The 25747-nt window shown below is 67.4% G+C and carries 24 protein-coding genes and 1 riboswitch; of the genes, 14 read left to right on the top strand and 10 right to left on the bottom strand.

The features are described 5' to 3' along the window. The first annotated feature begins 17 nt into the window (after window positions 1–17). Together ACXMYJ_RS05505 and ACXMYJ_RS05510 are read left to right on the top strand one after the other, a co-directional pair. Window positions 18–695, top strand: coding sequence for an IF2 family translation initiation factor (locus ACXMYJ_RS05505; RefSeq protein ID WP_460354502.1), 678 nt, complete (start codon window positions 18–20; stop codon window positions 693–695). Beyond that, window positions 692–931 carry a DUF6480 family protein gene (locus tag ACXMYJ_RS05510; protein WP_460354504.1) on the top strand — a complete coding sequence of 80 codons (240 nt, stop codon included), beginning with the start codon at window positions 692–694 and terminating at the stop codon, window positions 929–931. The genes ACXMYJ_RS05505 and ACXMYJ_RS05510 overlap by 4 nt, the downstream gene beginning before the upstream one ends. Here the strand turns inward: ACXMYJ_RS05510 and ACXMYJ_RS05515 are convergent. Together ACXMYJ_RS05515 and ACXMYJ_RS05520 are read right to left on the bottom strand one after the other, a co-directional pair. Continuing rightward, window positions 928–1365: an ATP-binding protein gene (locus tag ACXMYJ_RS05515; RefSeq protein ID WP_460354507.1), complete on the bottom strand. Its 438-nt coding sequence runs from the start codon at window positions 1363–1365 to the stop codon at window positions 928–930. The genes ACXMYJ_RS05510 and ACXMYJ_RS05515 overlap by 4 nt on opposite strands. Window positions 1366–1416: 51 nt before the next feature. Next, window positions 1417–3612, bottom strand: a complete 2196-nt coding sequence (locus ACXMYJ_RS05520) for an MMPL family transporter (protein ID WP_460354509.1) — start codon at window positions 3610–3612, stop codon at window positions 1417–1419. A 161-nt stretch (window positions 3613–3773) separates the two neighbouring features. Here ACXMYJ_RS05520 and ACXMYJ_RS05525 point away from each other — a divergent pair, with 161 nt between their 5' ends. The 5 genes from ACXMYJ_RS05525 (at window position 3774) to ACXMYJ_RS05545 (ending at window position 7408) form a co-directional block, all read left to right on the top strand. Beyond that, the gene (locus tag ACXMYJ_RS05525) at window positions 3774–5117 is read left to right on the top strand and encodes a cytochrome P450 (RefSeq protein WP_460354511.1); all 1344 of its coding nucleotides are present in this window, start codon (window positions 3774–3776) and stop codon (window positions 5115–5117) included. A gap of 149 nt (window positions 5118–5266) precedes the next feature. Then, window positions 5267–5407: a hypothetical protein gene (locus ACXMYJ_RS05530; RefSeq protein WP_260757012.1), complete on the top strand. Its 141-nt coding sequence runs from the start codon at window positions 5267–5269 to the stop codon at window positions 5405–5407. Further along, the gene (locus ACXMYJ_RS05535; RefSeq protein ID WP_460354513.1) at window positions 5404–5889 is read left to right on the top strand and encodes a DUF5994 family protein; all 486 of its coding nucleotides are present in this window, start codon (window positions 5404–5406) and stop codon (window positions 5887–5889) included. The genes ACXMYJ_RS05530 and ACXMYJ_RS05535 overlap by 4 nt, the downstream gene beginning before the upstream one ends. 121 nt (window positions 5890–6010) lie before the next feature. Further along, on the top strand, window positions 6011–6214 hold the full coding sequence (locus ACXMYJ_RS05540; RefSeq protein WP_260757014.1) for a cold-shock protein: 204 nt from the start codon (window positions 6011–6013) through the stop codon (window positions 6212–6214). A gap of 117 nt (window positions 6215–6331) precedes the next feature. Then, the gene (locus tag ACXMYJ_RS05545) at window positions 6332–7408 is read left to right on the top strand and encodes a fatty acid desaturase family protein (RefSeq protein ID WP_460354517.1); all 1077 of its coding nucleotides are present in this window, start codon (window positions 6332–6334) and stop codon (window positions 7406–7408) included. 1 nt (window position 7409) lies between these two features. On the opposite strand, the gene ACXMYJ_RS05550 is transcribed toward ACXMYJ_RS05545, so the two are convergent. Next, entirely contained in the window at window positions 7410–9044 is a 1635-nt protein-coding gene (locus ACXMYJ_RS05550) for a fatty acyl-AMP ligase (protein WP_460354520.1), read from the bottom strand. A 256-nt stretch (window positions 9045–9300) separates the two neighbouring features. Between ACXMYJ_RS05550 and ACXMYJ_RS05555 the strand changes: the two genes are divergently transcribed. Then, entirely contained in the window at window positions 9301–11733 is a 2433-nt protein-coding gene (locus ACXMYJ_RS05555; RefSeq protein WP_460354522.1) for a S15 peptidase family protein, read from the top strand. A gap of 75 nt (window positions 11734–11808) precedes the next feature. Here ACXMYJ_RS05555 and ACXMYJ_RS05560 read toward each other — a convergent pair whose 3' ends face one another. After that, on the bottom strand, window positions 11809–11946 hold the full coding sequence (locus tag ACXMYJ_RS05560; RefSeq protein WP_460354524.1) for a hypothetical protein: 138 nt from the start codon (window positions 11944–11946) through the stop codon (window positions 11809–11811). Window positions 11947–12226: 280 nt separating this feature from the next. Between ACXMYJ_RS05560 and ACXMYJ_RS05565 the strand changes: the two genes are divergently transcribed. Further along, entirely contained in the window at window positions 12227–13306 is a 1080-nt protein-coding gene (locus ACXMYJ_RS05565; protein ID WP_460354527.1) for a glycosyltransferase, read from the top strand. A gap of 101 nt (window positions 13307–13407) precedes the next feature. On the opposite strand, the gene ACXMYJ_RS05570 is transcribed toward ACXMYJ_RS05565, so the two are convergent. Together ACXMYJ_RS05570 and ACXMYJ_RS05575 are read right to left on the bottom strand one after the other, a co-directional pair. After that, window positions 13408–16338 carry an MMPL/RND family transporter gene (locus ACXMYJ_RS05570; RefSeq protein WP_460354529.1) on the bottom strand — a complete coding sequence of 977 codons (2931 nt, stop codon included), beginning with the start codon at window positions 16336–16338 and terminating at the stop codon, window positions 13408–13410. Then, window positions 16335–16760 (bottom strand): MmpS family transport accessory protein, encoded by a 426-nt coding sequence (locus ACXMYJ_RS05575; protein ID WP_460354532.1) that lies wholly within the window; start codon window positions 16758–16760, stop codon window positions 16335–16337. Before ACXMYJ_RS05575 ends, ACXMYJ_RS05570 begins: the two co-directional genes overlap by 4 nt. A 283-nt stretch (window positions 16761–17043) precedes the next feature. On the opposite strand from ACXMYJ_RS05575, the gene ACXMYJ_RS05580 reads away from it, so the two are divergent. The 3 genes from ACXMYJ_RS05580 to ACXMYJ_RS05590 all read left to right on the top strand — a co-directional run bounded on the left by ACXMYJ_RS05580 (window position 17044) and on the right by ACXMYJ_RS05590 (window position 19972). Continuing rightward, window positions 17044–17715: a TetR/AcrR family transcriptional regulator gene (locus tag ACXMYJ_RS05580; protein ID WP_460354534.1), complete on the top strand. Its 672-nt coding sequence runs from the start codon at window positions 17044–17046 to the stop codon at window positions 17713–17715. 122 nt (window positions 17716–17837) lie between these two features. Then, complete coding sequence (locus ACXMYJ_RS05585) at window positions 17838–19208, top strand: WXG100 family type VII secretion target (RefSeq protein ID WP_460354537.1); 1371 nt, start codon at window positions 17838–17840, stop codon at window positions 19206–19208. Continuing rightward, window positions 19196–19972, top strand: a complete 777-nt coding sequence (locus ACXMYJ_RS05590) for a hypothetical protein (protein WP_443189253.1) — start codon at window positions 19196–19198, stop codon at window positions 19970–19972. The genes ACXMYJ_RS05585 and ACXMYJ_RS05590 overlap by 13 nt, the downstream gene beginning before the upstream one ends. 74 nt (window positions 19973–20046) lie before the next feature. Here the strand turns inward: ACXMYJ_RS05590 and ACXMYJ_RS05595 are convergent, their stop codons facing one another. The 3 genes from ACXMYJ_RS05595 to crcB (ACXMYJ_RS05605) are packed head-to-tail and all read right to left on the bottom strand — an operon-like array spanning window position 20047 to window position 21460. After that, on the bottom strand, window positions 20047–20553 hold the full coding sequence (locus ACXMYJ_RS05595) for a universal stress protein (protein WP_443189252.1): 507 nt from the start codon (window positions 20551–20553) through the stop codon (window positions 20047–20049). Next, a complete protein-coding gene (crcB, locus tag ACXMYJ_RS05600) occupies window positions 20550–20918 on the bottom strand; it encodes a fluoride efflux transporter CrcB (RefSeq protein ID WP_460354541.1) in 369 nt (122 codons plus the stop codon). Before crcB (ACXMYJ_RS05600) ends, ACXMYJ_RS05595 begins: the two co-directional genes overlap by 4 nt. After that, complete coding sequence (crcB, locus tag ACXMYJ_RS05605) at window positions 20915–21460, bottom strand: fluoride efflux transporter CrcB (RefSeq protein ID WP_460354544.1); 546 nt, start codon at window positions 21458–21460, stop codon at window positions 20915–20917. The genes crcB (ACXMYJ_RS05600) and crcB (ACXMYJ_RS05605) overlap by 4 nt, the downstream gene beginning before the upstream one ends. A gap of 102 nt (window positions 21461–21562) precedes the next feature. Beyond that, a riboswitch (Fluoride riboswitch) is annotated at window positions 21563–21637 on the bottom strand. 169 nt (window positions 21638–21806) lie between these two features. Here crcB (ACXMYJ_RS05605) and ACXMYJ_RS05610 point away from each other — a divergent pair. Together ACXMYJ_RS05610 and ACXMYJ_RS05615 are read left to right on the top strand one after the other, a co-directional pair. Further along, window positions 21807–23177 carry a WS/DGAT/MGAT family O-acyltransferase gene (locus ACXMYJ_RS05610; protein WP_460354547.1) on the top strand — a complete coding sequence of 457 codons (1371 nt, stop codon included), beginning with the start codon at window positions 21807–21809 and terminating at the stop codon, window positions 23175–23177. Between the two features lie 76 nt (window positions 23178–23253). Beyond that, complete coding sequence (locus tag ACXMYJ_RS05615; RefSeq protein ID WP_460354550.1) at window positions 23254–24747, top strand: serine/threonine-protein kinase; 1494 nt, start codon at window positions 23254–23256, stop codon at window positions 24745–24747. Between the two features lie 90 nt (window positions 24748–24837). Here ACXMYJ_RS05615 and ACXMYJ_RS05620 read toward each other — a convergent pair. Continuing rightward, the coding region (locus ACXMYJ_RS05620; protein ID WP_460354552.1) for a PASTA domain-containing protein at window positions 24838–25747 on the bottom strand (910 nt) is incomplete at its 5' end.

Raw genomic sequence — 25747 nt, forward strand, 5'->3', positions numbered from 1 at the left:
ACACCAAGGAGTTGACGATGAGGATCACCGACCTTCCGTTCGCCGTGCTGCGATTCCAGTACCGGTTGGCGCGCACGCCGCTGCGGCTGCTCGAAAACACGGTCATGACACGGTTCGACGACGAAGCACCCGCAAAGCTGCTCTATGAGCGTGCCATCGGCGCCGTCGACGCGAGCGCCGGGAGTTTCCTGCGCGACAGCGAACTGGAGCAGCAGGGCATCGTGCGGATCGAGAAGGCCGCCGCACTCGGGGAGGCGCTGCGCCTCGACGAGGTGGCCGGCCAGAAGAAGCAGCAGGCCGCCGACGAACTGCGCGAAAAGCGCGAGAAGGCCGCCACCGCACCGCAGGAAGCCGGACGGCAAGCCCGTCAGCGGATGCAGAACGCGCAGGAGAAGGCCGACAAGCGCACCCAGGACGTGGCGCAGAGCGTCGCCTCTCGTACCGCGGAGGCCAAGCGGGAGGTTGACCAGGCGGCCGGCCAGAAGGTCGAAGCCGCCGAACAGGCCAAGCGCAGCGCACAGAACCGCAGCCGTGCCGCCGAGAAGGTCGTCACCTCGGCGGCCGACAAGCAGCTCGACGACGCGGCGTCCAAGCGCGGTGCGGCCGCGGGGGCCCGGGCGCACGCCGACCGGTTGGAGGAGTTCAGCGAAACCGAGAAGGAGAAGCGGCAGGCGGCCGGAAAGCGCGACCTGTGACCGCGCTACCTCCCGATCCCGATCCCAAGGACACCCCCGGCACCGAGCGTGCCGGGGGTGTTTCCCCGGGCGACACCCCTCCGGATTCTGCTCAGACGCGGGCGACGGCCAACCCCGATCCCGCGGCCGGACGCAACCTGACGCCGAGAGCGATCATCGCGTTCGTCGTGGTGGGGCTGTTCGTGCTGCTGTTCGTGGCGACGGCGATCTTTCTGTTGATCGATGTGGTGGGCTAGGAACAGCAGCGGTAGTCCAGGCACACCGTGGTGCCCTCGCGGCGCCCGCTGATCGTGCAGTGGTCGGCGAGCGCATGCATCAGCGCCACCCCGCGTCCGCGGCGGTTGTGCCGAGGCTGTGGGCCGGGCTCGGGCGCACGCCAGCTGCCGTGGTCGGTGATGCACACACTCAGGCACTGGTTGGTGGGTTCGAAGTCGGCCCGCACGGTCATCGGCCCGGCGGCCGACTGGTCGGCGTAGGCGTGGTCGACGCAGTTGGCCAAGGCTTCGTTGACCGCCATCAGGATGTCGTTGCGCTGGACGTCGGCGACGCCGCGCTCACGCAGCCACTCGCTGAACCGCTGCCGCAGCTCAGCGGCGTTGGTCGCTGTCGCCGCACGGCTGACCGTTAGTTGCTCGGAGGTCTGTGACGTCAGCGGCGAGATAACAGTCATGTTTTGGGGCTACCCGACTTCCTGCAAGATCAGACAACGGATTTCGTCACTTCAAGACGTCGTCACCGGACTGCGATGCTTGGCCTCCAGAGCGGTGCCCTCGATGTCGAGGTCAGGCACGTACTTGTCGAACCACTTCGAATGCGCCCACATCTTGTCGCCGAGCATCGCCATCACCGCCGGAATCAGGGTCAGCCGCACCACGAATGCGTCCAGGAACACCCCCACGGCCAAGGTCAGGCCAACCGATTTGATGATGGGGTCGCTGCCGGCCAGGAACGCGATGAAGACCCCGAACATGATCAGCGCCGCGGCCGTCACCACCCGCGCCGACAGGCCCACCCCGGTGCGGACCGCGGCCAGCGCGGCGTCCGGCCCGGAATGGGTGCCGAGCTCTTCTTTGATCCGCGACACCACGAACACCTCGTAGTCGCTGGACAGCCCAAAAATGATGGCCAGCACGATGATCGGCAGGAAGCTGATCGTCTCCCCGGGCGTGATGCCGAGAAGGCCGGCACCCCAACCCCATTGGAACACCGCCACCTGCACGCCGAGTGCGGCGAACACCGACAGCAGGAATCCGGCGATCGAGGTCAGCGGCACCATCGCCGCTCGGAACGCGACGGTCAGCAGCAGGAACGCCAGCCCGACGACCACGACGACGAACACCGGCAGTGCCGCGGCCAACTTGTCGGAGGTGTCGATGTTGGACGCGGTGTTGCCGCCGACCAGAAACGTCACCCCGGTATCGGCTTCGATGGCGGCGCGGTCGGCGCGGATGCGTTTGACCAGGTCCGCGGTCTCGGTGTCGTTGGGTCCGGTCTCCGGGATGACCTGGATCACCGCGGTGCGGGCGTCGCCGCCGGCCGGAGCCGCCGCGACGACGCCGTCTTCGCGGGCGATGTTCGACGCGACGGTCTGCACCGCATCCGGGCTGGACGCGGTGGTCAGGTCCGCGACCACGAGCAGCGGCCCGTTGAAGCCGGGGCCGAGGTGTTCGGCGGTCAGATCGTAGGCCTGCCGGGAGGTGTTGGACTCCGGATGCGACGATCCGCTGGGCAGGCCGAGATGCATTGACAGCGCCGGTAATCCGATCACGATCAACGCAGCCGAGCCGCCCAGCAGCAAAGGTTTGCGGAACCGCACCACGAACCGGGCCCACGCCGCGCCGAGGGTGCGCTGCGGGGTGTAGGCGGCGACCTGGGCCACCTCCTTGGGGCGGTGCGGCTGCAACGGCGGTTCGATGAACGTGGCGACCTTGCCGCCGGCGAACCCGAACAGCGCAGGCAGCAGCGTCAATGCGATGAGCATCGCGATCACCACGGCTACCGCCGCGGCGACGCCCATGTACGTCAGGAACGGGATACCGACGACGGACAGTCCGCACAGCGCGATCACGACCGTCAGCGCGGCGAACACCACCGACCCGCCCGCGGTGCCGACGGCCAGCCCGGCCGCCTCCTCACGAGGCATCAGCAGCAGCAGATTGTTGCGGTACCGGTTCAGGATGAACAGCGCGTAGTCGATGCCGCAGGACAGGCCGAGCATCAACGCCAGCGACAGCGACGCCGTCGGCATCTCGACGAACGCCGCGACGACGAAGATGCCGAGCGCGCCGATGCCCACGCCGATGCTCGCGGTCAGGATCGGCAGACCGGCGGCGACGATCGCGCCGAAGGTGATGAGCAGGATCAGGAACGCCACGCCGATACCGATGATCTCGGGCAGGTGCGGGACGGCGACCTTGTAGCCCGGGAACACCGCGCCGGAGTATTCGACCTGCAGACCGGCGTCCTGCACCGGTTTCATCGTGTCCTCGAGTGTGGTCAGCGCCCGGTCACTCACCTCGCCGATCGGGGCCTTCCACTGCACGGTGCCCAGCCCGACGCGTCCGTCGGGGGAGACCTGCCGCGTCTGGGCCGGGCCGGCGGCTGCGGCGATGTCGGGGAGCGTCGACAGGCGCGCGACGGCGTCGTCGATAGCCGGCGTGAAGTCCGTGACCGCGCGTCCCTCGGGCGCGGCGAACGTGATCTGTGTCTGCGCTCCGCCGTAGGCGGGCAGATCCTGCTGCAACTGCTCGACGGCGCGCTGCGACTCGGTCCCGGGGATGGTGAAGTTGTCGCTGGGCTCCCCGCGGAATCCGGCGAACGCCAGCGCCACCGCCGCGAGCACGGCGAGCCAGGCGCCCAGAACGACCCACCGGCGACGGAAACTGAACGCACCGAGCGCATAGAGGTAGCGCGACATGGTGTTCCTCACGGTTCATGCAGACGGATAAATCTGGGCTGTCTGTGCCCGCTGCGCCGACCGGTTACGCGTGCGCCGCGGTGTGATCTGTGCGACCGGGGCTACCCGCCTGAGGCCCGGATAACCGTTCCGCACCCGCGGACGGCTCGTACGCTGGGACGATGACGACGACGTCATTGCCGCCGGGCCCGCGGTTACCCCAGTCGCTGCAGGCCACGCTGATGCTGAGATGCGGCCCGCGCTATCTGGCCGCGTGCCGGCGCCGCTACGGGGCGACCTTCACGCTGCGGGTGGCAGGAATGGGCACGCTGGTCTACCTGACCGATCCCGCCGACATCAAGACGGTGTTCGCCGGGGACCCGCGGGTGTTTCATGCCGGCGAGGCCAACGCGATGCTGGCCGGTCTGCTGGGTAAGTCGTCGGTGCTGGTGATCGACGGCGACGTTCACCGCGAGCGCAGGCGGCTGATGCTCGCGCCGTTCGCGCGCGACGCGGTCGCGGCGCAGGAGTCGACCATTGCGCAGATCGCCGCGGACAACATCGCCGGCTGGCCGCTGCGCCGGACGTTCCCGGCCGCGCCGAAGATGTCGGAGATCACGCTGGAAGTGATCCTGCGGACGGTGATCGGAGCCAGTGACCCCGCCCGGCTGGCGGCGCTGCGGGCGGTGATGCCCCGGGTGCTGCGGGTCGGACCCTGGCAGACACTGGGCATCGCGAACCCGGACCTGCTCCGCCGGCGGCCGTGGCGCTCGGTGCGCGACGCCATCGCCGAGGCCGACCGGCTGCTCTACGCCGAGATCGCCGACCGTCGCGCCGACCCGAACCTGGCCGGCCGCACCGACGCCCTCGCGATGCTGGTCCGCGCCGACGGCATGACCGATCAGGAACTGCGCGATCAGCTGATGACGCTGCTGGCGGCCGGGCACGACACCACCGCGACCAGCCTGTCGTGGGCGCTGGAGCGGCTCACCCGTCACCCTGCACTGCTGGCCAAGGCGGTGCGCGCGGCGCGCGACGGCGACGACGAGTACCTGGACGCGGTCGGCAAGGAGACGTTGCGGAACCGGTCGGTGGTGTTCGACGTCGGCCGCGTGCTCACCGAGCCCGTCCCGCTCGCCGGCCACCTGCTTCCGGACGGGGTGATGGTGATCCCCGGCCTGGTGCTGGTGCATATGGATCCACGGCTGTATCCCGACCCGCAGCGCTTCGATCCCGACCGGATGGTCGGGGCGACGCTCAGCCCGTCGTCGTACCTGCCGTTCGGCGGCGGCAACCGGCGCTGTCTGGGCGCGACGTTCGCCAACGTCGAGTTCCGGGTGGTGCTGCGCGAGATCCTGCGCCGCGTTGAGCTGGAGACCACCAACGCGCGTGGGGAGCGGCGCCGGCTGCGGGCCGTCATCTTCGAACCGCACCGCGGCGCACGGATCAGGGTCCGGGCCAGGTACGCGGCGCCCGCGGCGGCGCAATCCGCTGCACCGTCCTGTCCGGTCAGCCATCCCGGCTGAGGGTCGAGGTGTACTCTCGAACACAGGTCGAGTTCGCGGACAGTGGGTCCGCCGCCACAACGTGGCAGGTATGTACTCGACCCGCGACGCGATTCTCTTCGCTCGGACACTGTGCGGGGCACGCCCGGCACCACTCAAGGATTTTCACTATGGACACGTCTGACTTGTTCTCGCATCGACAGACTGCGCAGGCCGAGCCACTCGGCAACACCTCCGACGAGCGGGTGCAGAACCCGATCTTCTCCGATCTTCAGCAGAACGGTTCACCCACCGAATCGCGTTCGCGGTGAACGGAATACCGCTCGCACGGCGGGCGGCAAGACCGGTCAGGGTGACCTTGGCCAAAGAACTCGGCACCGGCATCGACGGCGCGTGGTGGCCGCACTCGGCGGCGATGGCGCGCGAATTGCCCGATCTGATCGGCGCATTACACCCGCAGTTGGGCGAGGTACTCGGAATCCGGGTCAACTGGTCGGCCACCGAAGGGCAGCTCGACCTGGAGACCATCGCAACGGCCTCCATCCACAAACTCCCCGGCGAGCACCATCGGCGCCCACGCTTGATGAACATCGACGGCCGCACCGCGTGCGTCAAACTGTTGGTGGTGCCGAGCATGACGTCGCAGGCGCTGGGCGCGATGGTGTTGCGGACCGCCGCGCGACTGCCCACCTCGGAGGGGCTGGGTGACGGACGGCTGTTCAACACCGCGTGCGTGGTGATGCGTCTGGCCGAGGCCGAGAGTAAGAAGTGGAACGAGACGGTCGAAATCTGATTCGTTGCGCTGCAGCGAATTTGGATACAAATTTGAGCATGCCTAGGTTGTGCACCCGGGCCGTGCTAGCCTGATCTTGGATGTCTGTCTGACATTCGATCAAAAGTGAGAGAAGAAATGTATGGCACAGGGAACTGTGAAATGGTTCAACGGCGATAAGGGCTTCGGCTTCATCGCTCCCGATGGCGGCGCACCGGATGTGTTCGTCCACTACTCGGAGATCACCGGCAGCGGATACCGCTCGCTCGACGAGAATCAGCGCGTCGAGTTCGAGGTGGAGCAGGGGAACAAGGGGCCGCAGGCCGTCCGAGTGACCGCGGTCTAAACAGACTTCAGATCCGCAGTGTGGGCTGGCAGGAGAAATCCTGTCAGCCCACTCTCCATTTCAGGGCGAGGAACCGACGTTATCGCCAGAACCCACAACGAATCCGGTGCATTTTCCTTGGCTATCACTGACGTCGCTGCCTACGCGCATCTGACCGACGCGGACGTCGACGAACTCGCCCGCGAACTCGACGCGATCCGCCGCGACGTCGAAGAATCACTCGGCGCACGGGACGCCGCCTACATTCGCCGCACCATCCGATTCCAGCGTGCACTGGAAGTCGTTGCCCGCCTGACCCTCGCCGTGAGCCGGCGCCGCGCCGGCTGGGTGCTGGGAACCTCGATGCTGGCGTTCGCCAAGAGCGTCGAGAACATGGAGATCGGCCACAACGTCAGCCACGGTCAGTGGGACTGGATGAACGATCCCGAGATCCATTCGAACACCTGGGAATGGGACATGGTCGCGGTGTCCTCGCAATGGCGCTACTCCCACAACTACCGCCATCACGTCTTCAACAACATCGTCGGTGTCGACGACGATCTCGGCTTCGGCATCATGCGGGTGACCCGCGACGTGCCGTGGCGGCCCGAGCATCTGGCCCAGCCGTTCCGGAATGCGTTGCTGGCAATGATCTTCGAGTGGGGCATCGGTCTGCACGGGATCCACTCGGAGCGTGACCGCCTGACGCCCGACTCCGCGGCGGTGACGCGGTCGCGCAAGACCTTCGTCGGCAAGATCGCCCGGCAGGTGCTCAAGGATTACGTCGCCTTCCCGGCGCTGAGCGGATCGCGGTGGCGGCGCACGCTCGGTGCGAACGTGACGGCCAACCTGGCGCGCAACCTGTGGGCGTACGTGGTGATCTTCTGTGGGCACTTCCCCGACGGCGCCGAGACGTTCACCGAGGACGTGCTCGCTTCGGAGAACCGCGGTGAGTGGTATCTGCGTCAGATCCTGGGCTCGGCGAATTTCACTGCCGGACCGGCGCTGGCGTTCGCCAGTGGCAACCTGTGCTACCAGATCGAACACCACCTGTTTCCGGACCTGCCGAGCAACCGCTACGCGCAGATCGCCGAGCGTGTGCGTGCCGTGTGCGAGAAGTACGGTCTGCCGTACACCACGGGACCGCTTGCGCGGCAGTACTTTCAGGTGTGGTGCACGATCAACCGGCTCGCGCTGCCCGACCGGCGGCGCTGAGTCAGCCCACCAGGGCCAGCGCGTGTCCGCGGCGCAGCTTGCCCGACGGCGTCTTCGGGATCATGCCGGGGGCGAGCACCACAACGCTGCGGGGCCGGGCGTCGACCTCGGCGAAGACCTCGTGGGTGACCTCGCGCTGTACGCGGCGTACCTCGGCGTCGTCGCCGAATCCTTTGCACTCCACGGCGACCGCGAACGTCTCGCGGGAGTGCCCGGCCTCCAGCCGGACGGCTACCGCGCACCCGGGTCTGACACCGCGGACGCGGCAGGCGGCCCGTTCGATGTCGGTGGGGAAGATGTTGCGGCCGGCCATGATGATCACGTCTTTGACCCGGCCGCACACCACGACCTCGCCGGTCTCGGTGAGATAGCCGAGGTCGCCGGTGTCGTACCAGCCGCGGGCGTCCTGAGCGCCGATGAAGCCTGCCCGCGTGGTGTAGCCGGAGGTCACCGCGGCGCCGCGGACCTCCAGCACCCCGACCCCGCGCGGTGGCAGCTCGGCGCCGTCCGTGTCGACCACCCGCAGCTGGAGGCCCTGCAGCGCCCGGCCCAGCGAGACCAGCTGCCGCGTGCGGCCCTTCGCGGCGGGGACGGCGCGACGCAGGGCGGCCAGCATGTCGGCGTCCACTTCGTCGACGACCATGCCTGCTCCGCACGGGGAGAACGACACCGCGACGGTGGTCTCGGCCATGCCGTAGGCCGGGACGATCGCCGCGGGTTTGAGGCCGAAGGGGGCGCCGGCGTCGCAGAGGTCAGCGACGTCGCACGGGTCGACCTGTTCGGCGCCTGACAGTGCCCAGCGCAGTGACGAAAGGTCGAGCCCGGCCGGGCTGTCCTGCCGGCGCAGCCGTTTGGCGAGCAAGTTGTAGGCGAAGTTCGGCGCCGCCGTCATGGTGCCGCGGTACTTGTCGATCAGCCTGGGCCACAACAGAATATCGTTCAGGAAATCCATCGGGGTCACCTTGACCAGCGCGGCGCCGTAGTACATCGGCACGGTCAGATAGCCGGTCATCCCCATGTCGTGGAAGCACGGCAGCCAGCTCACGATCACGTCGGTGTCGATGTTGAAATCGCAGCCGGCGGTCATCGCCTCGGCGTTCGCGACGATGTTGGCGTGGGTGATCTGCACGGCCTTCGGCGATCCGGTCGACCCGGAGGTCAGCTGCATCAACGCCACATCCTCGTCGCTGCTGTCCACCGGATCGGTGGGCGCGTGCGCCAGCAGTTCGGCCACGGTCAGCACGGTCAGGCCGCGCCCGGTCAGCACCGGCGCGGCGGCCAGGAACGGGTCGGAGATCACCACCACTCGGGCGCAGAGCATGTCGATGACGGCCGTGGTCTCCTCGGCCCACCGGAGCAGGTCGGTGCGGGGCGTGGGCTGATGCACCATGGTCGCGCTGGCGCCACGCATCCAGATACCCTGCGCCACTGGGGCGATCTCGACTGGAAAGCCCGCCAGCACGGCAACGGAATCCCCGCGCCCAACCCCGGCGGCGGCAAGCCCACCGCCGACCCGCCGGGCCCGCTGATGCACCTCGGCCCACGATTGGCGCACGGGTGCGTGGGGCTCTCCGGTCACGAATTCGCGGAGACTGTCCCGGGCATTGGCGAACATCGTGTCGGTGAAATGGCTCATGCGGCCTCCAAGGCTGGGTCTGTGAACAGTTGACGAGCCGCTGGAGTGCGACACTGCGGGTTGAGCGTGGCGTCCTCGGATTCACCCCAGATGGGCCTCGGGCCGGACGGTACGAGGGTCGCAGTAGGGCTCAGAGTACCGACGGGACGTGGTGCGCAGCGTCGAACGCGCCGCGCGGCGCTCAACTGACTCACCGGTAAGAAATCTTGGCAAAGGGGTTCCCCCAGGCGGTCGGCGCGGGGTAGATACATAAGTCATGGGTGCCGGAGCGTATGTGGGTCGGGTTGGCGGGTTGGCGGTCGCGTTGGGGGTCGGCGTAGCGGTCTTAACTGGGGCGGGGGTGGCGCAGGCCGACGACAGCGGCGGCGGCACGGAGTCCGAGACGTCGCAGTCCGCCGACACGTCCTCCTCGGGGGAGGCAGGTCCCGCAAGAGTCGTTGCCGATGAAAATACCTCGGACGCATCCGAATCCGAGGCAGCGGAGGTCGCGGAAACCGACAACGAGCTGGTCGACGAGCCTGTCGCCGAGGAGCCCGCCGACGAGCCCGTCACCAACGAACCCGCCGACAGGGACCGGGATGCCACGCCCGAGATCGAGGACGAGGCAGACGTCACCGAGGGCGCCGAGCCGGTCGACGAGGCCCTCAGCGACGAGGGCGACGACTCGGTGATCGAGGAAGCGCCCGCTGAGGAAGCGCCCGCTGAGGAGCCGGCGGGCGAACAGACCGCCACCGAGCCCGCCGTTGAGCCCGTCACCGGTGAGCCATCCGTCGAGCCCGTCGTTTCCGAGCCCGTCGCCCACGAGGAGCCCGAATCGGTCGAGGCCGACACCGAGACCAGGGAGCTCTCCGACGCGACGGTCCCCGGGCTGCCCGCCGACGAACCCGAAACACCCGGCGGGGCGCTCGCGTCGCTGGTGATGTCGGTGCTGGCCGCCGGGCGTGAGGCCACCAACGAGACCCCGCAGTCGGTCGGCGACCAGGTCAGCTCAAGCCTGGCCGCCGACGAGTATCCGATCCCGACCGACGTCGTGGTCGAGGACTTCAAGCCGCCGTTCGAGTGGCTGCAGCACATCCCGGTGCTCGGCCGGTTCGTCATCACGCCGCTGGTGCACCTGGTGCACGCACTGCCGTTCGTCGGAGAGTTCCTGCATCCGTTGATCGGGTGGCCGGTGGACCACGACGCGGCGCCCGGCGACCCGAAGCCGCGCACAGTGCGGGTCACGTCGTTCGACGGAGCCAAGATCTACGTGCACTTCATGCCGGCCAAGGGGCTCAAGGCCGGCGAGAGCGCGCCGACGGTGCTGTCCGGTCCGGGGCTTGGGCTGCCGGGGGCGACGACGCTGGGCATCGACATCGACGGGTTCCTGCCCAACGACGTGGTCGGCGTCGGCATGTTGCGCAAAGCCGGCTACAACGTCGTCACGTGGGATCCGCGCGGTGAATGGCATTCCGAGGGCACCATGTTCCTCGACTCGCCGGACTATGAGGGCCGCGACGTCTCGCACATCATCAGCTGGCTGTCGACACTGGATGCGGTCGAGAAGGTCGACGGTGACCCGAAGATCGGCATGGTCGGCGCCTCCTACGGGGGCGGCATCCAATTGGCCGCCGCAGCAATCGATCGTCGCATCGACGCGATCGTGCCGACGATCGCGTGGAACAACCTGACCGATGTGCTGTTCCCGAGGAACGCGGTCGCCAGCGGGTGGGGCACGCTGCTGCCGACGGTGCTGGCGTTGACACTGGCGCGCGAGCACCCGCGGATCTTCCCGGTGGCCATCGCCGGCGTGCTGTTCGGTTACGCCGATCCGGCCGACATCGAGCTGGTGGAGAGCTTCGGCTATCAGGATCAGTTGGCCGACATCACGATTCCCACGCTGCTGATCCAGGGGACGGTCGACACACTGTTCACGCTGGACCAGGCGCACCGCAACGCGGTGGAGTTGATCGAGAACGGAACCACGACCAAGGTGCTGTGGTACTGCGGCGGGCACGGCGCGTGCCTGAGCAGCTTTAACGACGGCCGCAAGGTGTGGGGCGAGACGCTGGAATGGCTCGACCGCTACGTCAAGGGCGAGGACGTCAAGACAGGCCCGCAGTTCGAGTGGGTGGACCAGAACGGGCAGTGGCATTCCTCGGAGACCTATCCGGTGGGCTCGACGGGTGCGCCGATCGAGGCGTCCAGCGACGACCGCAAGACGCTGCCGTTCGTGCCGTTCATCGGCGGGTCCGGCCCGAACCCGGCGATTCTGCTGCGTGGCCTGGTGCGCACACTGGTCGGGCTGCCATCGGCGGCGCCGGCGCTGAACGCGGTGAACCTACGGGTGCCCGACGCCGAGGTCGAGACGCGGATCGTGGGCGCGCCGGAGCTGACGCTGACCTACTCGGGCCGCGGCACGGCCAAGCACGTGTACGCCCAGATCGTCGACGACGAGACCGGTTTGGTGCTGGGCAACCAGGCGACGCCGATTCCCGTTGTGCTGGACGGGGAGTCGCGCACGGTGACGTTCTCGCTGGAACAGGTGGCGCACACGCTCAAGCCGGGCCAGTCGGTGACGGTGCAGATTGTGACGTCGACGTTCCCGTTCCTGAACTTCTACTCGTGGGGCCACGTGACCGTCGAGGGGATGTCGATCACGTTGCCGACGGTCGCCGCGACGGCCTCCGACGAGACCGTCGCCGCATAACCCTCGCCGAAATCGCATTCCACGCGGCCATTTCGCCGGATCCTCCGCAGCAGACGCGATCTCGACGGGCTTGGGTCAGCGCTTCCTGGCGTCGTAGTGCGATTCGGCGGCCGACGTCTTGGCCGCCGACTTGGCGTGCTTGTCAGCCCGTTTCTCTTTGAGAGACTTTCCGGACTTCTTCGACATGGCTTGGCGGGGAGACTTGTCAGACATGGCAGGCCCTTCATCAAGGGGGCCTGAACGGTCCCGATAGTCCGACCCTACTCGGCGTGTCCAGTGGGTGAGCTCCATCAGGTGTAACCTGACAGGAATTGGGAACCCAGCCGGGCTCGAATCGATCTCGACGAGCAACCGCTCAAGCCACCGCGCCGGTACCACCTACGTCGGGATTGTCTTGAACGCTGTACCCACCTTCGAATCTCGAGTCGCCCCCGCCGCGAACCGCGCACCGTCTGCCACGCTGCGCGTCGGCCTGCTCGGCAGCTACCCTCCGATGTCCAGCGAGCTCGGGAACTTCAGCCGCGCGCTGGCGCAGGCGATGAGCGCGCACGGCTCCCAGGTCAAGATCGTGCGGGTCGCCGACGGCCCGCATACACCCGGTGCCGGGGTGGTGGGGGAGCTGGTCAACGGCTCAGCCCAGTCGGTGTCGGAATGTGTCGGTGCACTCAACAGCGGTGACGTCGCGGTGATCCAGCACGAGTACGGCGTCTACGGGGGAGCACACGGGGATGAGCTGCTGGGCATCATCGATCGGTTGCGGATCCCGACCATCGCGATTGTCCACAGTGTCCTGAAGAATCCCGCACCGCATCAGCGCTGGGTCATGGAGCGGATGGCCGCCACCACCGACCGCATGGTCGTGATGTCGGAGTCGGCACGCGAAAGGCTCTGTCGGGATTATGGTGTGGATCGCCGGAAGGTCACGGTGATTCCGCATGGTGCGGTGCTGCCCACCGGCCCACGCGTGAAGCGCGGCAGCAGGCCGATCATCCTCACGTACGGCCTGCTCAGACCTGGAAAAGGTGTCGAGCGTGTCATCGACGTGATGTCGTCACTGCAGAGCGTGCCGGGCCGCCCCCGTTACCTGATCGCCGGTCGGACCCATCCGAAAGTCTCTGCGCAGCAGGGTGAGTCGTATCGGGACGCCCGCATCGAGCAAGCCCGCCGCCAGGGGGTGGCCGACTCGGTGTCTTTCGAGGACCGCGGCTATGACGACGCGGCCCGGTCCGCGCTGTTCCAGTCGGCCGCCGTCATCGTCTTGCCCTACGACTCCGTCGATCAGGCGACCTCGGGTCTTCTCGGAGAGGCGGTCGCGAGCGGCAGGCCCGTCGTGTCGACCGCATTCCCGCATGCGGTGGAGCTTCTCCGTGACGGCGCGGGCATCCTTGTCCCCCATGACGATCCCGAAGCGCTGTCCACCGCACTGCGCCGTGTGCTGACGCAGCCGCGACTTGCAGGGACGATGGCCGCCAACGCGCGGCAACTGGCACTGGCCATGGCGTGGCCCGTCGTGGCCGGCACATATCTGGAGCTGGCGGCGCAGGTACTGCGGGAGCGCCGCACACGAGGGTGAACCGTCGCCGCATAACCCTCGCCGAAATCGCATTCCACGCGGCCATTACGCCGGATCCTCCGCAGCAGACGCGATCTCGGCGGCCCGGCGTAGCCAGTCCCTCAGCTCTGCACGGTGGATCCGGCTTCGGCCGGCTCGGCGACGCGAGGCCACGGCATTGGCTTCGGTCGGGGACGCACGTGCATCGGCCACCAGAACCAGCGGCCCATCAGCGCCGCGATGGACGGCGTCATCAATGAGCGCACGACCAGGGTGTCGAAGAGCAGCCCCAGCCCGATGGTGGTGCCGACCTGCCCGATCACGATCATGTCGCTGACCACCATGCCGATCATGGTGAACGCGAACACGAAACCCGCTGCGGTGACCACGGATCCGGTGCCGGCCATCGACCGGATGATCCCGGTGCCGAGCCCGGCGTGAATCTCCTCCTTCATCCGCGACACCAGCAGCAGGTTGTAGTCGGCGCCGACGGCCAACAGCACGATCACCGACATCGGCAACACCATCCAACCTAGCGGGATGCCGATGATGTGCTGCCATATCAGCACCGAAAGCCCGAAGGACGTACCCAGACTCAGCACCACGGTGCCGACGATGACCGCTGCCGCGGCCACCGCACGGGTGAGGATCACCATGATCAGGAAGATCAGGATCAACGACGCGACGGCAGCGATCAGCAGATCGTAGTCAGCGCCCTGCTGCATGTCCTTGTACATCGCCGCGCTGCCGCCGACATAGACCGTCGATCCCTCCAGCGGGGTGCCCTTGATGGCGTCGGCGGCGGCGATCCGCAAGGGCTCGATCCGTTCGGTGCCGTCCTCGCTCAGCGGCTCACCCTGATGGAACACGGTGAAGCGCACCGCCTTACCGTCCGGCGACATGAACAGCTTGATCCCCCGCTGGAAGTCCGCGGTCTCAAACGCCTCCGGCGGCAGATAGAAGGTGTCGTCGTTGCGCGCCGTGTCGAACGCCTCGCCCATCGCCGTGCTGTCCTCCTGCATGGCGATGTTCTGATCCTGCTGCATCTTCTGCGCCTGGTACTGGTTCAGCATGATCTGCTTCTGATTCTTCATCGTCTGGATCATCGCCGGCATCAGCGCCGCCATCTGTGGCGTCAACTGCGCCATCCGCTCGATGTCGGGGACCAGTTCGGTGAAATCGTCAGACATCGTGCCGATGCCGTCGAGGCTGTCGAAGATCGAGCGCAGCGCCCAGCACATCGGGATGTCGAAACAGTGCGGCTCCCAATAGAAGTAGTTGCGGAGCGGACGGAACTGGTCGTCGAAATCTGCCAGGTGGTCACGAACTTCGGTCAGGTTCGCCGACGTGTCTCTCATCTTGTCGGCCATTCGGCGGCTGACATCGGCGAGTTCCAGGGTGATGCGTTGCATCTGTTCCATCGAGTCGATGGTCACCTGCATCTCGTTGGCCTGCTGGAGCGTGTTGTCCAGCACGGTCTGCTGAAAGTCGTTGTTCAGCAACTGGCCGGTGCCGCTCTGACCCAGCGTGTACGCCAGCGACGCATGCTTGATGGGTTTGCCGTCCGGGCGGGTGATCGTGGTGACCGAGGCGATTCCGTGCACGCGGACCAGCGCCTTGGCGATCTTGTCGATCACCAGGAAGTCGGCGGGGTTGCGCATGTCGTGATCGGATTCGACCATCACCAGGTCGGGGTTCATCTTGGCATCGGAGAAGTGCCGGTCAGCCGCGGCGTAGCCGACATTGGCGGGCACGTCATCAGGGAGATAGATGCGGTCGTTGTAGGTGGTGTGGTAGCCGGGCAGTGCGAGCAGCCCCACCAGGCACAGCACCATTCCCATCACGAGGATCGCTCCGGGCCAGCGCACTGTGGCCGCGCCGAGTCGCCGCCAGCCTCGGGCACGGCCGTTGCCCTTGGGCTCCAACACTTTTCCGAAGCGGGTGACAATCGAGATGAGCGCCGGCCCCAGCGTGAGCGCGGCGGCCACCACGATCGTCATGCCGATCGCGAGCGGGAAACCCATGCTCTGGAAGTACGGGAGCCGGGTGAAGTGCAGGCACGCCGTGGCCCCGGCGATCGTCATGCCCGAGGCGAGCACCACGTGGGCGGTGCCGTGGAACATGTCGTAGTACGCCGATTCCCGGTCCATGCCCGACCGCCGGGCTTCCTGATAGCGCCCGATCAGGAAGATCGCGTAGTCGGTGGCCGCGGCGATCGCCAGCGTCACCACCATGCTGGTGGCGAACGTGGTGAGTCCGAACGCCTCGTGGTAGCCGAGGAAGGAGACGATGCCGCGGGCCGAGAACAATCCGACGAAGACCATCGTCATGGTGACGAGCATCGTGACGACCGACCGGTAGATGATCAGCAGCATCACGATGATGATCGCGATCGTCACGCCCTCAATGGTTTTCATGCTGGCGTCACCGACGATGTTCTGATCGGTGGTGAGCGCCGCGGGACCCGTGACGTAGGCCTTGACCCCGTCTGGAGCCTGGTTCGATTCGACGATGTCACGCACCGCCCGAACCGATTCGTTGGCCAGCGCCTCGCCTTGGTCGCCGGCGATGTACACCTGGACGTAAGCGGCCTTGCCGTCGATGCTCTGCGCGCCGGCGGCGGTGAGCGTGTCACCCCAGAAATCCTGGATGTGCTGGACGTGGGTGGTGTCGGCGTCGAGTTCGCGGACCACCTCGTCGTAGAACGCATGCGCGTCCGGCCCGAGAGGCTCTTCGCCCTCCACCACGATCATCACCGAACTGGAGGTGTTGTACTCCTGGAACTTCTCGCCGACGTGCTTGGTCGCGATCAGCGCCGGCGCGTCGTTGGGGCTCATCGACACCGCGCGCAGCTTGCCGACGTCTTCGAGCTGCGGCACGGCCGTGTTGAGGAACGCGACGATACCGATCCAGGCCAGGACGATCGGGATGGCGAAGGTGCGGATGAATCGCGGCAGCCGGGGCCGCGAGGCCGCCGCATGCCGCGCCGCCGGGATCGAGTCGGTGGGCGCGTCGTCCGGGCTGTCGCCGGTCCGCCTGCTCAGGAGAGTCATGCTGCTTTCACCAGGCAGTACGTCGCGGCGTTCAACCCGTCGGCCGTCCTTTCGTCTTTGACCTCGTCATCGACGATGACCCGGCAGCCGATGGTGTGGCCGTCGCCCTGGGCCATGATGTTCGGCATCACGGACGGCAGCGTGGTCTCCAGCGTCAGCGACCAGGGCAGGGGCACCTCGCCGGTGCGCTGCGGCTTGCCGTCGAGGTCGACGTAGTTGATGGTCGCCGACGAGCCGGACCCGAAGACCTCGTACGTGACGACCTTGGGGTTGAACGACTCTGCGGTGTCGGCGTCCACCGGGGTCACGATCGCGCCGTCAGATCCGAATACGGAGCGCAGTTGCGACACGCTCAGCACGCCGACCGCCACCGCGGCCACCACCAGCAGGGGCAGCCACACCCGTTTGACGACGGTGATCACTGTTCGCTCCGGAACTGAGTGAGGTTGCCGTGCAGCGACTTCCGGGAAGTTTCTGCGCACGCGGAAGCGGCAGGCAAGGTCGTGCCTTTCGATGAGGGGCGCCGCGGGACATCAGACGGCATGCGATCGTTAGGGAATCTAAGCCTGCAAGTGGATAGAGTCAATCCGTTTATTGTGTTTTGGTAAGGCACATCACTAAATTGGGCCGGTGATTTGACAATTGCTGCTGGGGCGTGGGCAAGGGTGCCGAAGGCCGGCGGCTGCGGTCCGTAGACTCGCCGTCATGAGTGCTGGGGATCCGCAGGCGTCGGGCCTGCGCAAGGATGCCGAGCGCAACCGGCGACGGATCATCGAAGCAGCCCGCGAGCTGTGTGCCACGCGCGGGCTGGAGGCCACGCTCAACGAGGTTGCCCACCACGCCGGTCTCGGTGTCGGCACGGTGTACCGGCGCTTCCCCACCAAGGAGGCGTTGTTCGAGGCCATCTTCGAGGACGGGATCGACCAACTCGTGGTGCTGGCCGAGTCCGCGCTGGAGGCCGAGGACTCGTGGGAGGGGTTGTCCAGCTTCGTCTGGCAGCTGAGCGAGATGACCGCGACCGACCGCGGCCTGCGCGAGATCGCGTTCAGTCGGGCGTCCTGCGGGGGGCGGGTGGACGCCGGCCGAACCCGGCTGCACCCGCGGATTTCGAAACTCGTCGAGCGGGCCGAACGGGACGGATATCTGCGTCCCGAGGTGTCGGCGACGGATATGCCGCTGCTGGGCTTGATGGCAGGCGCAGTGAGCGAGTATTCGGCCGAGGTGTCGGCCGACCTGTGGCGACGTTACGTCGCGATCCTGTTGCAGGGCTTGCGATGTCACACGGGGCAGGACCGGTTGCCGGTCGGCGCTTTGACTCAGGCCGAGTTGGAGGCCGCGATGAACCGCTGGCCGCCCACTGCTGTGGTGGAGCCGTAGTCGCCGGGCCCTCGGTGCGCCCGTGCTGGTCCGGCAACCGGTATGGCGGTATCTGGGAAACAAAGACCCCCGCGCCAAATGTTGCGCCGAACCCCTCCGAAGCTGAGGGAGAATCAACCCTTGTGCTGCCTTCCCGCTCAACGCTGCAAAGCTGGGACCCGGACGCGTTGAGCGCGAGCGGGGGCGCGGTCGATTCCAGCGGCACATCGGTTGGCGCGGCGGTATCCGGCATCGACGACGCGGTCAATCGGCTTCCCGAGGTCAAAGGATGGTCGGGAGATGCACATGACGCGGCGACCGGGATGTTCGGCCGCGCCGACATCAAGGCACAGCAATTCACCGACTACGCGAAAGCAGTGGCGGCAGCACTGAAAAACGGCGCCAACACGATCGGCGGTGCCCGGGCGGCGCTGCTGGCCAAGGCTGACCAGGTAGATGCCGGCCCGCTCAACGTCACCGACCAGTGGGTCGTGCTCATCGACCCGATGATGACGTCGGAAGAGGAGATGGCGAAACTGCAGGCCCTGGCGATGCAGCAACAAGGAGAGATCAACACGATGCTCGGCGCGGTGGGAGACGCCGACAACGCGACCGCCGACGCGATCATCGCGGCGGGCAAGGAGGCCGGTTTCGTGGAGCCCGGTCCGCCGGCCGATCTCGGGGGCCTGCTGCTGCCGACAGCGCAGCGCCCGCCCGACCAGGTGCCCGATCCGCGCAATCCCCTCGGATTGGCAGGTCAGGAGGCGATCCGCGCGGCCGATCAGCAGCAGCACATCCGCGAGGTCGTTTACTCGACGAACCGGTACGGCGAGGAGGTGACGACGGTGATCAAACAGGACGGAAGCAAGGCGATCACCACGCGGATGGATCCGTTCGAGTGGCCGAGTAAACAGAACTTCTTCCAGATGGAGGAGTTCGACAAGAACGGTGACTTCATCGCCAGGACGAGTTCCTGGCACGACCTGGGCAACGACTGCGACTACACCACCATCGCCTACGCGGACGGTTCGCATCTGACGATGTCGATGGATCCGACGGGCTACCGGACGGCCGGTTTCACGACGCCGGACGGACGGCACAGCGCCGTGCCGGTCGAGCTGATCGACAACCTTTCCATCGCGACCACAACAGGCATGGGCGGCCTGAAGAAGCACATCGCCCGCGGCGGTTCGCTGCCGATGCTCACCGCCGAGTCGGTCGACAACATCGGCAAGGCGATGAAGTTCGGCGGGCCGGCGCTGAGCGCGGCGACCACCGTGTTCGACATGGTGATGGCGGAGTCGGGGAAAGACCGCTGCATCGCGCTTGTCGCCGGTGTCGCCGGCGGAAGCGGGGGCTGGGCTATGGCCGAAGCCGGGGCTGCTATCGGCGTGCTCGGCGGTCCCCTCGCGCCGTTGACCGTCCCGCTCGGGGCAGTCGTGCTCGGTGGCTTCGGTGCCGCCGGAGGCATGGAAATGGGCAAGTTCATCGGTGAGGTCGTATGTCCGTACTAGAACTGCCGGAGCCCGTGGAATGGCGGCGTGGCAGCAGGTTTGCCGTCGTCGCGATCTCGGCGTGCGTCGGCTTCGCTTTTGCTTACCTTGGTCTCGGAGTGACAGCTTCAACACGAGGTAGCTATCTCACGTTGGCGGTCACACTAGGTTTCTTCGCCTTTCTGATCCTGTTCGCTTCCGCGATCCTGCTGGTGATTTTGCGACGAACTACACTGCGTACAGCCAGTAAGGCAACAGGATTCACCGTATTGCTGGACCGACGTACCAGCAATCTGATAGTCACTGGTGTAGTGGCGGCCGTACCAAGTCTGCTGATCTTCGTGGTGGCTGCGCCGGTGGGTGCAATCGAGTTCGCGGAAACACGAGCTTTGCGCACGGTGTGGGTGGGGGCCGCAGCGGCGGTGTTGTGCACGATGGTCTGGGGATTGATCACAGCTTGGCGTCGACGCGGATTCGGCCATCTCACGTTGACTCCGGCAGTGATCGAGAACTCCGACATCCGTTCAGTGCGAATCTTCGAATGGGACAACGTCGTTGACGTTACCGCTCACGCGGAGTCGCGGCGAGCACCTCGTGCGGTCGTACTTCGATTACGCGACGGCGGCGAAGAGATCATTGGCATGGCTGACCTCTACGTGCCCGGCGGTGCCGGACTGTATTGGCTGGTGCGCCATTACTGGAAACATCCCGAGGACCGCAGTGAGTTGGTCGACGGTCGCGCTCCGAAACGGTTGGCCGAGGGCAGGTTCGACCTGTCCGCCTGATCGCCGAGATCGCCTTGGCGGCGGAGGTTTACCACCAACCGCGACCCTCACCGCGATCTCAATGAGGGGGGTGGTTATGCCTGGCGGGTGCCCCGCGGTTCGGGTACGACGAGCACCGGCCGGCCGTGGCGGTGGGTCAGCTGGCGAGACACCGATTCCCCGGCGAGAGATTCGAGGAAGGAGTGCATGCCGCCGCGCTGTGCGCCGACGACGATCATCAGCGCGTCGGTGGATTCGGCAAGCTCGGCGAGGGCATCGCTGGGCCGTCCCCGGGTGTCGTGGTACGTCCACGTCGTATCCATCCCGTCGAGCAGGCTGCGAGCGGTGGTCTCGACATCGGCGAGCCGCTGATCGAGCTGCTCCTCCCAATCGCAGGCGTCCGGATCGACGGGGAGATCTTCGGCGTCGGCCACATGCACCACGTGCAGATGGGCACCAAGGCGGGTCGCAAGGTCGACCGCGCACCGCAACGCCGAGGAACTCGTCGGCTGCAGGTCCCAACCCAGCACCAGCTGCGGCGAGTTCGTCGGGCGCTGCCCGGAGGTGACGTCGCCGGTCACTCCGCCTCCTTCATCGGTCATAGTGCCCACACCAGGCCCAGGCCGGCCAGGCACGCCAGCACCGAGGCGAGCAGCGAGCCGAATGCGTTCATCAGGGCGCGCAAGCGCGCCTGCTGCTGGACCAGTCGAACCGTCTCGAAGCTCGCTGTGCTGAACGTCGTGTAGCCCCCGCAGAAGCCGGTGCCGATCACGGTCTGCCACGCCGCGGGCTGCCCGTGGAACAGCACGGCCGCGGCCAGCACGCCGAGCAGAAACGACCCCGAGACGTTGATCCCGAAGGTGGCCCACGGGAACGGGGTGGGCCACCGGCGTTTGACGGCGGCATCGAGGACGAACCGGGTCACCGCGCCGAGCGCACCGAAGAGCAGGGTGAGCGCCGCAATCATGCCGCTGCCCTACGTCGATGGACCTCCGCGGCTGTCACGATGCCGAGCCAGGCCATCAGGGTTCCGATGATGACGCTGGCCACCCCGTAGGAGACCGCCGTGACGAGTTGATGGTGCGTTGCCGACATCGATACCTCCAACGACAACGTGCTGTATGTGGTGAAGGCCCCGCACCCGCCCGTGCCGGCGAACAGTCGGGCGCGGCGGCGCCAGCCGGCGTCCTCGCCGGCGCGGGCCAGACCCTCCAGCAGGGCGCCCAACAGGAACGCGCCGACGAGATTGACCAGGAACGTTCCCCACGGCCAGTGCGCCGGGTCGTGAGGCAACAACTTCTCCACCCAGTACCGGAGGCCGGTGCCGATGATCCCGCCGCCGAACACCCACAGCAGAGCAATCGGTTGCAGATGCAACGGCCTGCGTGTGGGCGCATCCGCCGTGGGCGGCGCGGCACCATCGGTATCGGGTGCGGCATCAGGGTCGGTCGGCAGTTCCGCGTGCGAATCCGGTCGCCGATTCTCGGGACCGGCCGGCGGCGGGTTCATCAACGCGTTCCCACGGCGTGACGCTGCTGAGGAATGTCGGCGGCGGTAGCCGAGCGGATGGATGGCGGAACGACGGACACGGGCAGCTCCCAACGATCAAATCGATTGGTAGGAACTATCAGCCCGCGGGCGGTTCGAGCGTCGTTCGCTCCGGCGAGATCCATCACCGTACGACTGCACCATACCGAGCGCGACGAGGCCGGCCATTGCGAATCTGGGCCACCCGGTCGCCGAGATCGCGTCCGCTGTGGTGTTCTCACGCGATTTTCCGCGCTACATGCAATTTCGGCAAAGGAGGAGAGGGCGTCCGGTTTGATCCAGATCACAGTCTGGGTACGTGACGGGAATGGAACGGCTGAGTGGCCTTGATGCGGGTCTTCTGTACAGCGAATCAGCCACCGTGCCGCTGCACGTGTGCGCGGTGGTCGAATTGGACACCTCGACGGTGCCGGGCGGCTACAGCTTCGCGCGTTTTCGCGACGAGCTGGCCAAGCGCATCCCCGCCCTTCCGGAGTTCCGGGCCAAGCTCGCCGACAGCGACCTGAACCTCGACCATCCGGTGTGGGTGGAGGACAAGGACTTTGACCTGTCCCGCCACCTGAGCCGCATCGCGTTGCCCTCGCCTGGAGGGCGGGAGGAGCTCGCCGAGGTCTGCGGCCACATCGCGTCGGTTCAGCTGGATCGCAGCAAACCGCTGTGGGAGATGTGGGTCATCGAGGGCGGTGCCCAGCCCGACACCCTGGCGCTGATGATCAAGGTGCATCACGCCGCGGTCGACGGCGTGTCGGCGGCCAACCTGCTCAACCAGCTGCTCGACGTCGAGCCCGATGCGCCGCCGCCCGACCCGGTCGACGGGCCCGGGAACCCCTCGCCGCTGGCGATCACCGTCGACGGGCTGGTGCGCTTCGTCACCCGTCCGCTGCAGTTCGCCCGGGCGCTCCCGGAAACCGCCGCGATGCTCGCCAAGACCGTCAACCGTGCGGTCACCGGCAATGCGATGGCCGCGCCGTTCACCGCGCCGACCACGCGGTTCAACGACCGGATCACCTCCGAGCGCACCATCGCGCTCGTCCAGCTCGACCTCAACGACGTCAAGAAGGTGAAGAACCACTTCGGCATCAAGGTCAACGACGTCGTGATGGCGCTGTGTGCCGGCGCGTTGCGCGGCTTCCTGGCCGACCGCGGCGAACTCCCCGCCAAACCGCTGATCGCCGTCGTCCCGGCATCGGTGCACGACCAGTCCGACCGGCCGGGCCGCAACCAGCTCTCGGGCATGTTCTGCAACCTGCACACCGACATCGACGACCCGGTCGACCGCGTGCAGGCGATCGCCGAATCGAACCTGAAGGCCAAGGAGCACAGCGGCTCGCTGGGCCCCACCCTGTTGGTCGACCTGGCGCAGAGCATCTCCCGCGCCGGCTACGCGTGGCTGCTGGGGCTGCTGTCGCGCACCCCGTTGACCAAGACCGCGATCCACAACGCCGTGATCTCCAACGTCGCCGGACCGCCGGACACCCTGTACAGCTGCGGTGCGCGCGTCACCGCGCTGTATCCGCTCGGCCCGATCTTTCACGGGTCCGGGCTCAACATCACGGTGATGTCGCTGGCCGACAAGCTCGACGTCGGCATCATCTCGTGCCCGAAACTGGTCGACGACCTGTGGGACCTCGCCGACCGGTTCGACGCCGAGCTGAAGGAGCTGCTCAGCTGCTGTTGACCCCCCCGCCCGATTAGGCGGCGCCGCGATGGGGAAGCCTATTCGGCGCTGTCGGTCGATGACGGAAGGATTGCATGTGAGCACCCCGAAAGGAGGCTCTCGGCTGGGGACCCGGTTCGGGCCCTACGAGCTGCAGTCGATCATCGGGGTCGGGGGAATGGGCGAGGTGTACCGCGCCTACGACACCGCGCGTGAGCGCATGGTGGCGATCAAGCTGCTGCGCCCGGAGATGGCGGCCGACCGCAGCTTCCAGGAACGCTTCCGCCGGGAGTCCCGCGTCGCGGCCCGGCTGCAGGAACCGCACGTCATCCCGGTGCACGACTTCGGAGAGATCGACGGCGTCCTCTACATCGACATGCGCCTGGTCGAGGGCGCCAGCCTCAAAGAGGTGCTGCGCGCCGAGGGGGCGCTGCCGCCGGCGCGGGCGGTGGCGATCCTGCGCCAGGTCGCCGCGGCGCTGGACGCCGCGCACGCCGACGGGCTGATCCACCGCGACATCAAGCCGGAGAACGTGTTGCTGACCCCGGACGACTTCGCCTATCTGGTCGACTTCGGCATCGCCCACGGCGGCGGGGAGGCGTCGGTGACGTCGACGGGCCTGGTGGTCGGGTCGAGCGCGTACATGGCGCCGGAGCGGTTCAGCGGGGAGCGCGGCGGTCCGGCGTCGGATGTGTACTCGCTGGCGTGCTTGCTGTACGAGTCGCTGACGGGCCGGGCGCCGTTCGAGGCCGCCGACGTCCGACAGGTGTGGAGCGCGCACATGTTCGCGCCGCCGCCGCGGCCGAGCATCATGCGCCGCGGGGTCGGCCGCGCGTTCGACGACGTGATCGCCCGCGGCATGGCCAAGCAGCCGCGCGACCGCTACGCGACCGCCGGCGAGTTGGCGCGGGCCGCCGTCGCGGCCGCCGACGGCGCCTCGAGTGCGGAGTCGGCGGAGCCGAGTGGGGCGGCGAGTGCACCCCCGGTGGTGCGGGCGACGCCGCCGCCGTCGACGCGGCAGTTCTCGTCGGCCTACCCCACCTCGCCGCCACTGCCGCCGCCCGCACCACCGGGCAAGCGGTTCAGCCGTGGGCAGATCGCGCTGGTGATCGCGACCATCGTGTTGTTCACCGCCGCGCTGGTGCTGGCTGCGGTGCTGGTGTTCACCGGCGGCAACTCGGGGACCTCGACGCCGCGGATCGCCGCGCCGCCGTCCTCGCCGTCCTCGACGGACCCCACCACCACGACGACGCGCTCCGCCGTGGAGGGGGTGTCTGGCACGGATTCGCAAGGCTTCGTGGGCCATACGGCGCGCTGCGATTCGGAAAGCACGCCGGCGGCGCTGATCCGGACCTCGCTGTCGCTGGCGGTCATCTGCGAGACCAGCGACGGCGACTTCTACTACCGCGGCGAGCGGTTGCGCGACGGCGCGAACCGCGAAATCCGTGGGGCGCAACGCTCCGGTGACGGGTTCACGGTCACCGGGTCGGACGGGGCGCGCTATGACGTGCAGCCGGACCGGTTGACGATTTCCAGCGGCGGCAGCGTCGACTCAGCGGAGCCGGCCCTGGAGTACGGAGCAGAGGAGTGACCCTCAACCTAGTGCCGAGATCGCATCTACCGCGCACTCTTCTCGAATCTTGCCGCGCCAGGCGCAATCTCGGCACCAGACCCGAGGGCCTCACGCCGGGGGTGGTGGCGGCGGTGGCGGCGGCAGAGGCGCGGGTGGCGGGGGCGCCGGCCAGGGCATCATGATCGGTGGCAGCCCTGGGATCTGGATCACGTTGGGCGGCGGGGGAGGAAGCAGTTCGCCAGGCGCCGGAGGCGGCGGCGCGCTCGGCGGCGGAGGCGGCCGATAGACCACCGGCGGGATGCCGTTGCTGACCATGATCGTCACGATCGAGCCGGGGATCGTCTTGCCGCGCGGCGAGGTCCCCACCACCGCGCCCTTCGCGGAGTCGCTATTGACCGCGGTCGGATCCGGCGCGACCTGAAAACCCGCTTCCTCCAACTTCTTCCGCGCGGCATCGAGCTTCATCCCGGTGACGCTGGGCACTTCGCTGCCCGGCCCGCCGTCGACGTAGCGGGGATCGGTGGGCGGCAGCGCGACCGGCCCGAAGTCGTTGGCGATGGGCTCCATCGCCTGGTACCACGTCAGGGCCGGTTCCGTACCGCCGTAGAGATCGCCGTCGCCGCACTTGCGCAGCGGGTACGAGCACAGGCCCGACGGCGAGGGGGAGTCGTCGAAGATGTAGTTCGCGGCGGCGTACCGGTTGGTGAAGCCGACGAACGCCGATGACCGATGCGATTCGGTGGTGCCGGTCTTGCCGGCCATCGGTAGATCCCATCCCACCGAACTCGCTGCCCCGGTGGCGGTCCCGCCGGTGTGGTCCTTGCCGAGCGCGTTGGCCATCGTGTTGGCGAGCCCCTCGGGGACCACCTGCTCGCAGGCCGGGGTCGCTAACCCGGATTTTTCGCGGAAGTTTGCGTTCGATGGGGTGTAGATACGCGAAAGTGCCTGTCCTGCAAGGAATAATTGGACTTCTCTAGGGTTCAATCGTTCCAGCGGGAAGGCACCTCGCAGGTGAAGA

Source organism: Mycobacterium sp. ZZG, from assembly GCF_054786995.1.

Excerpts from the sequence above, each read along its gene's own strand:
- ACXMYJ_RS05505 (WP_460354502.1), top strand. The coding sequence starts at position 18 with ATGAGGATCACCGACCTTCCGTTCGCCGTGCTGCGATTCCAGTACCGG.
- ACXMYJ_RS05515 (WP_460354507.1), bottom strand. The coding sequence starts at position 1,365 with ATGACTGTTATCTCGCCGCTGACGTCACAGACCTCCGAGCAACTAACG.
- ACXMYJ_RS05520 (WP_460354509.1), bottom strand. The coding sequence starts at position 3,612 with ATGTCGCGCTACCTCTATGCGCTCGGTGCGTTCAGTTTCCGTCGCCGG.
- ACXMYJ_RS05525 (WP_460354511.1), top strand. The coding sequence starts at position 3,774 with ATGACGACGACGTCATTGCCGCCGGGCCCGCGGTTACCCCAGTCGCTG.
- ACXMYJ_RS05530 (WP_260757012.1), top strand. The coding sequence starts at position 5,267 with ATGGACACGTCTGACTTGTTCTCGCATCGACAGACTGCGCAGGCCGAG.
- ACXMYJ_RS05540 (WP_260757014.1), top strand. The coding sequence starts at position 6,011 with ATGGCACAGGGAACTGTGAAATGGTTCAACGGCGATAAGGGCTTCGGC.
- ACXMYJ_RS05550 (WP_460354520.1), bottom strand. The coding sequence starts at position 9,044 with ATGAGCCATTTCACCGACACGATGTTCGCCAATGCCCGGGACAGTCTC.
- ACXMYJ_RS05555 (WP_460354522.1), top strand. The coding sequence starts at position 9,301 with ATGGGTGCCGGAGCGTATGTGGGTCGGGTTGGCGGGTTGGCGGTCGCG.
- ACXMYJ_RS05560 (WP_460354524.1), bottom strand. The coding sequence starts at position 11,946 with ATGTCTGACAAGTCTCCCCGCCAAGCCATGTCGAAGAAGTCCGGAAAG.
- ACXMYJ_RS05565 (WP_460354527.1), top strand. The coding sequence starts at position 12,227 with ATGTCCAGCGAGCTCGGGAACTTCAGCCGCGCGCTGGCGCAGGCGATG.
- ACXMYJ_RS05570 (WP_460354529.1), bottom strand. The coding sequence starts at position 16,338 with ATGACTCTCCTGAGCAGGCGGACCGGCGACAGCCCGGACGACGCGCCC.
- ACXMYJ_RS05580 (WP_460354534.1), top strand. The coding sequence starts at position 17,044 with ATGAGTGCTGGGGATCCGCAGGCGTCGGGCCTGCGCAAGGATGCCGAG.
- ACXMYJ_RS05590 (WP_443189253.1), top strand. The coding sequence starts at position 19,196 with ATGTCCGTACTAGAACTGCCGGAGCCCGTGGAATGGCGGCGTGGCAGC.
- ACXMYJ_RS05595 (WP_443189252.1), bottom strand. The coding sequence starts at position 20,553 with ATGACCGATGAAGGAGGCGGAGTGACCGGCGACGTCACCTCCGGGCAG.
- crcB (WP_460354541.1), bottom strand. The coding sequence starts at position 20,918 with ATGATTGCGGCGCTCACCCTGCTCTTCGGTGCGCTCGGCGCGGTGACC.
- crcB (WP_460354544.1), bottom strand. The coding sequence starts at position 21,460 with ATGAACCCGCCGCCGGCCGGTCCCGAGAATCGGCGACCGGATTCGCAC.
- ACXMYJ_RS05610 (WP_460354547.1), top strand. The coding sequence starts at position 21,807 with ATGGAACGGCTGAGTGGCCTTGATGCGGGTCTTCTGTACAGCGAATCA.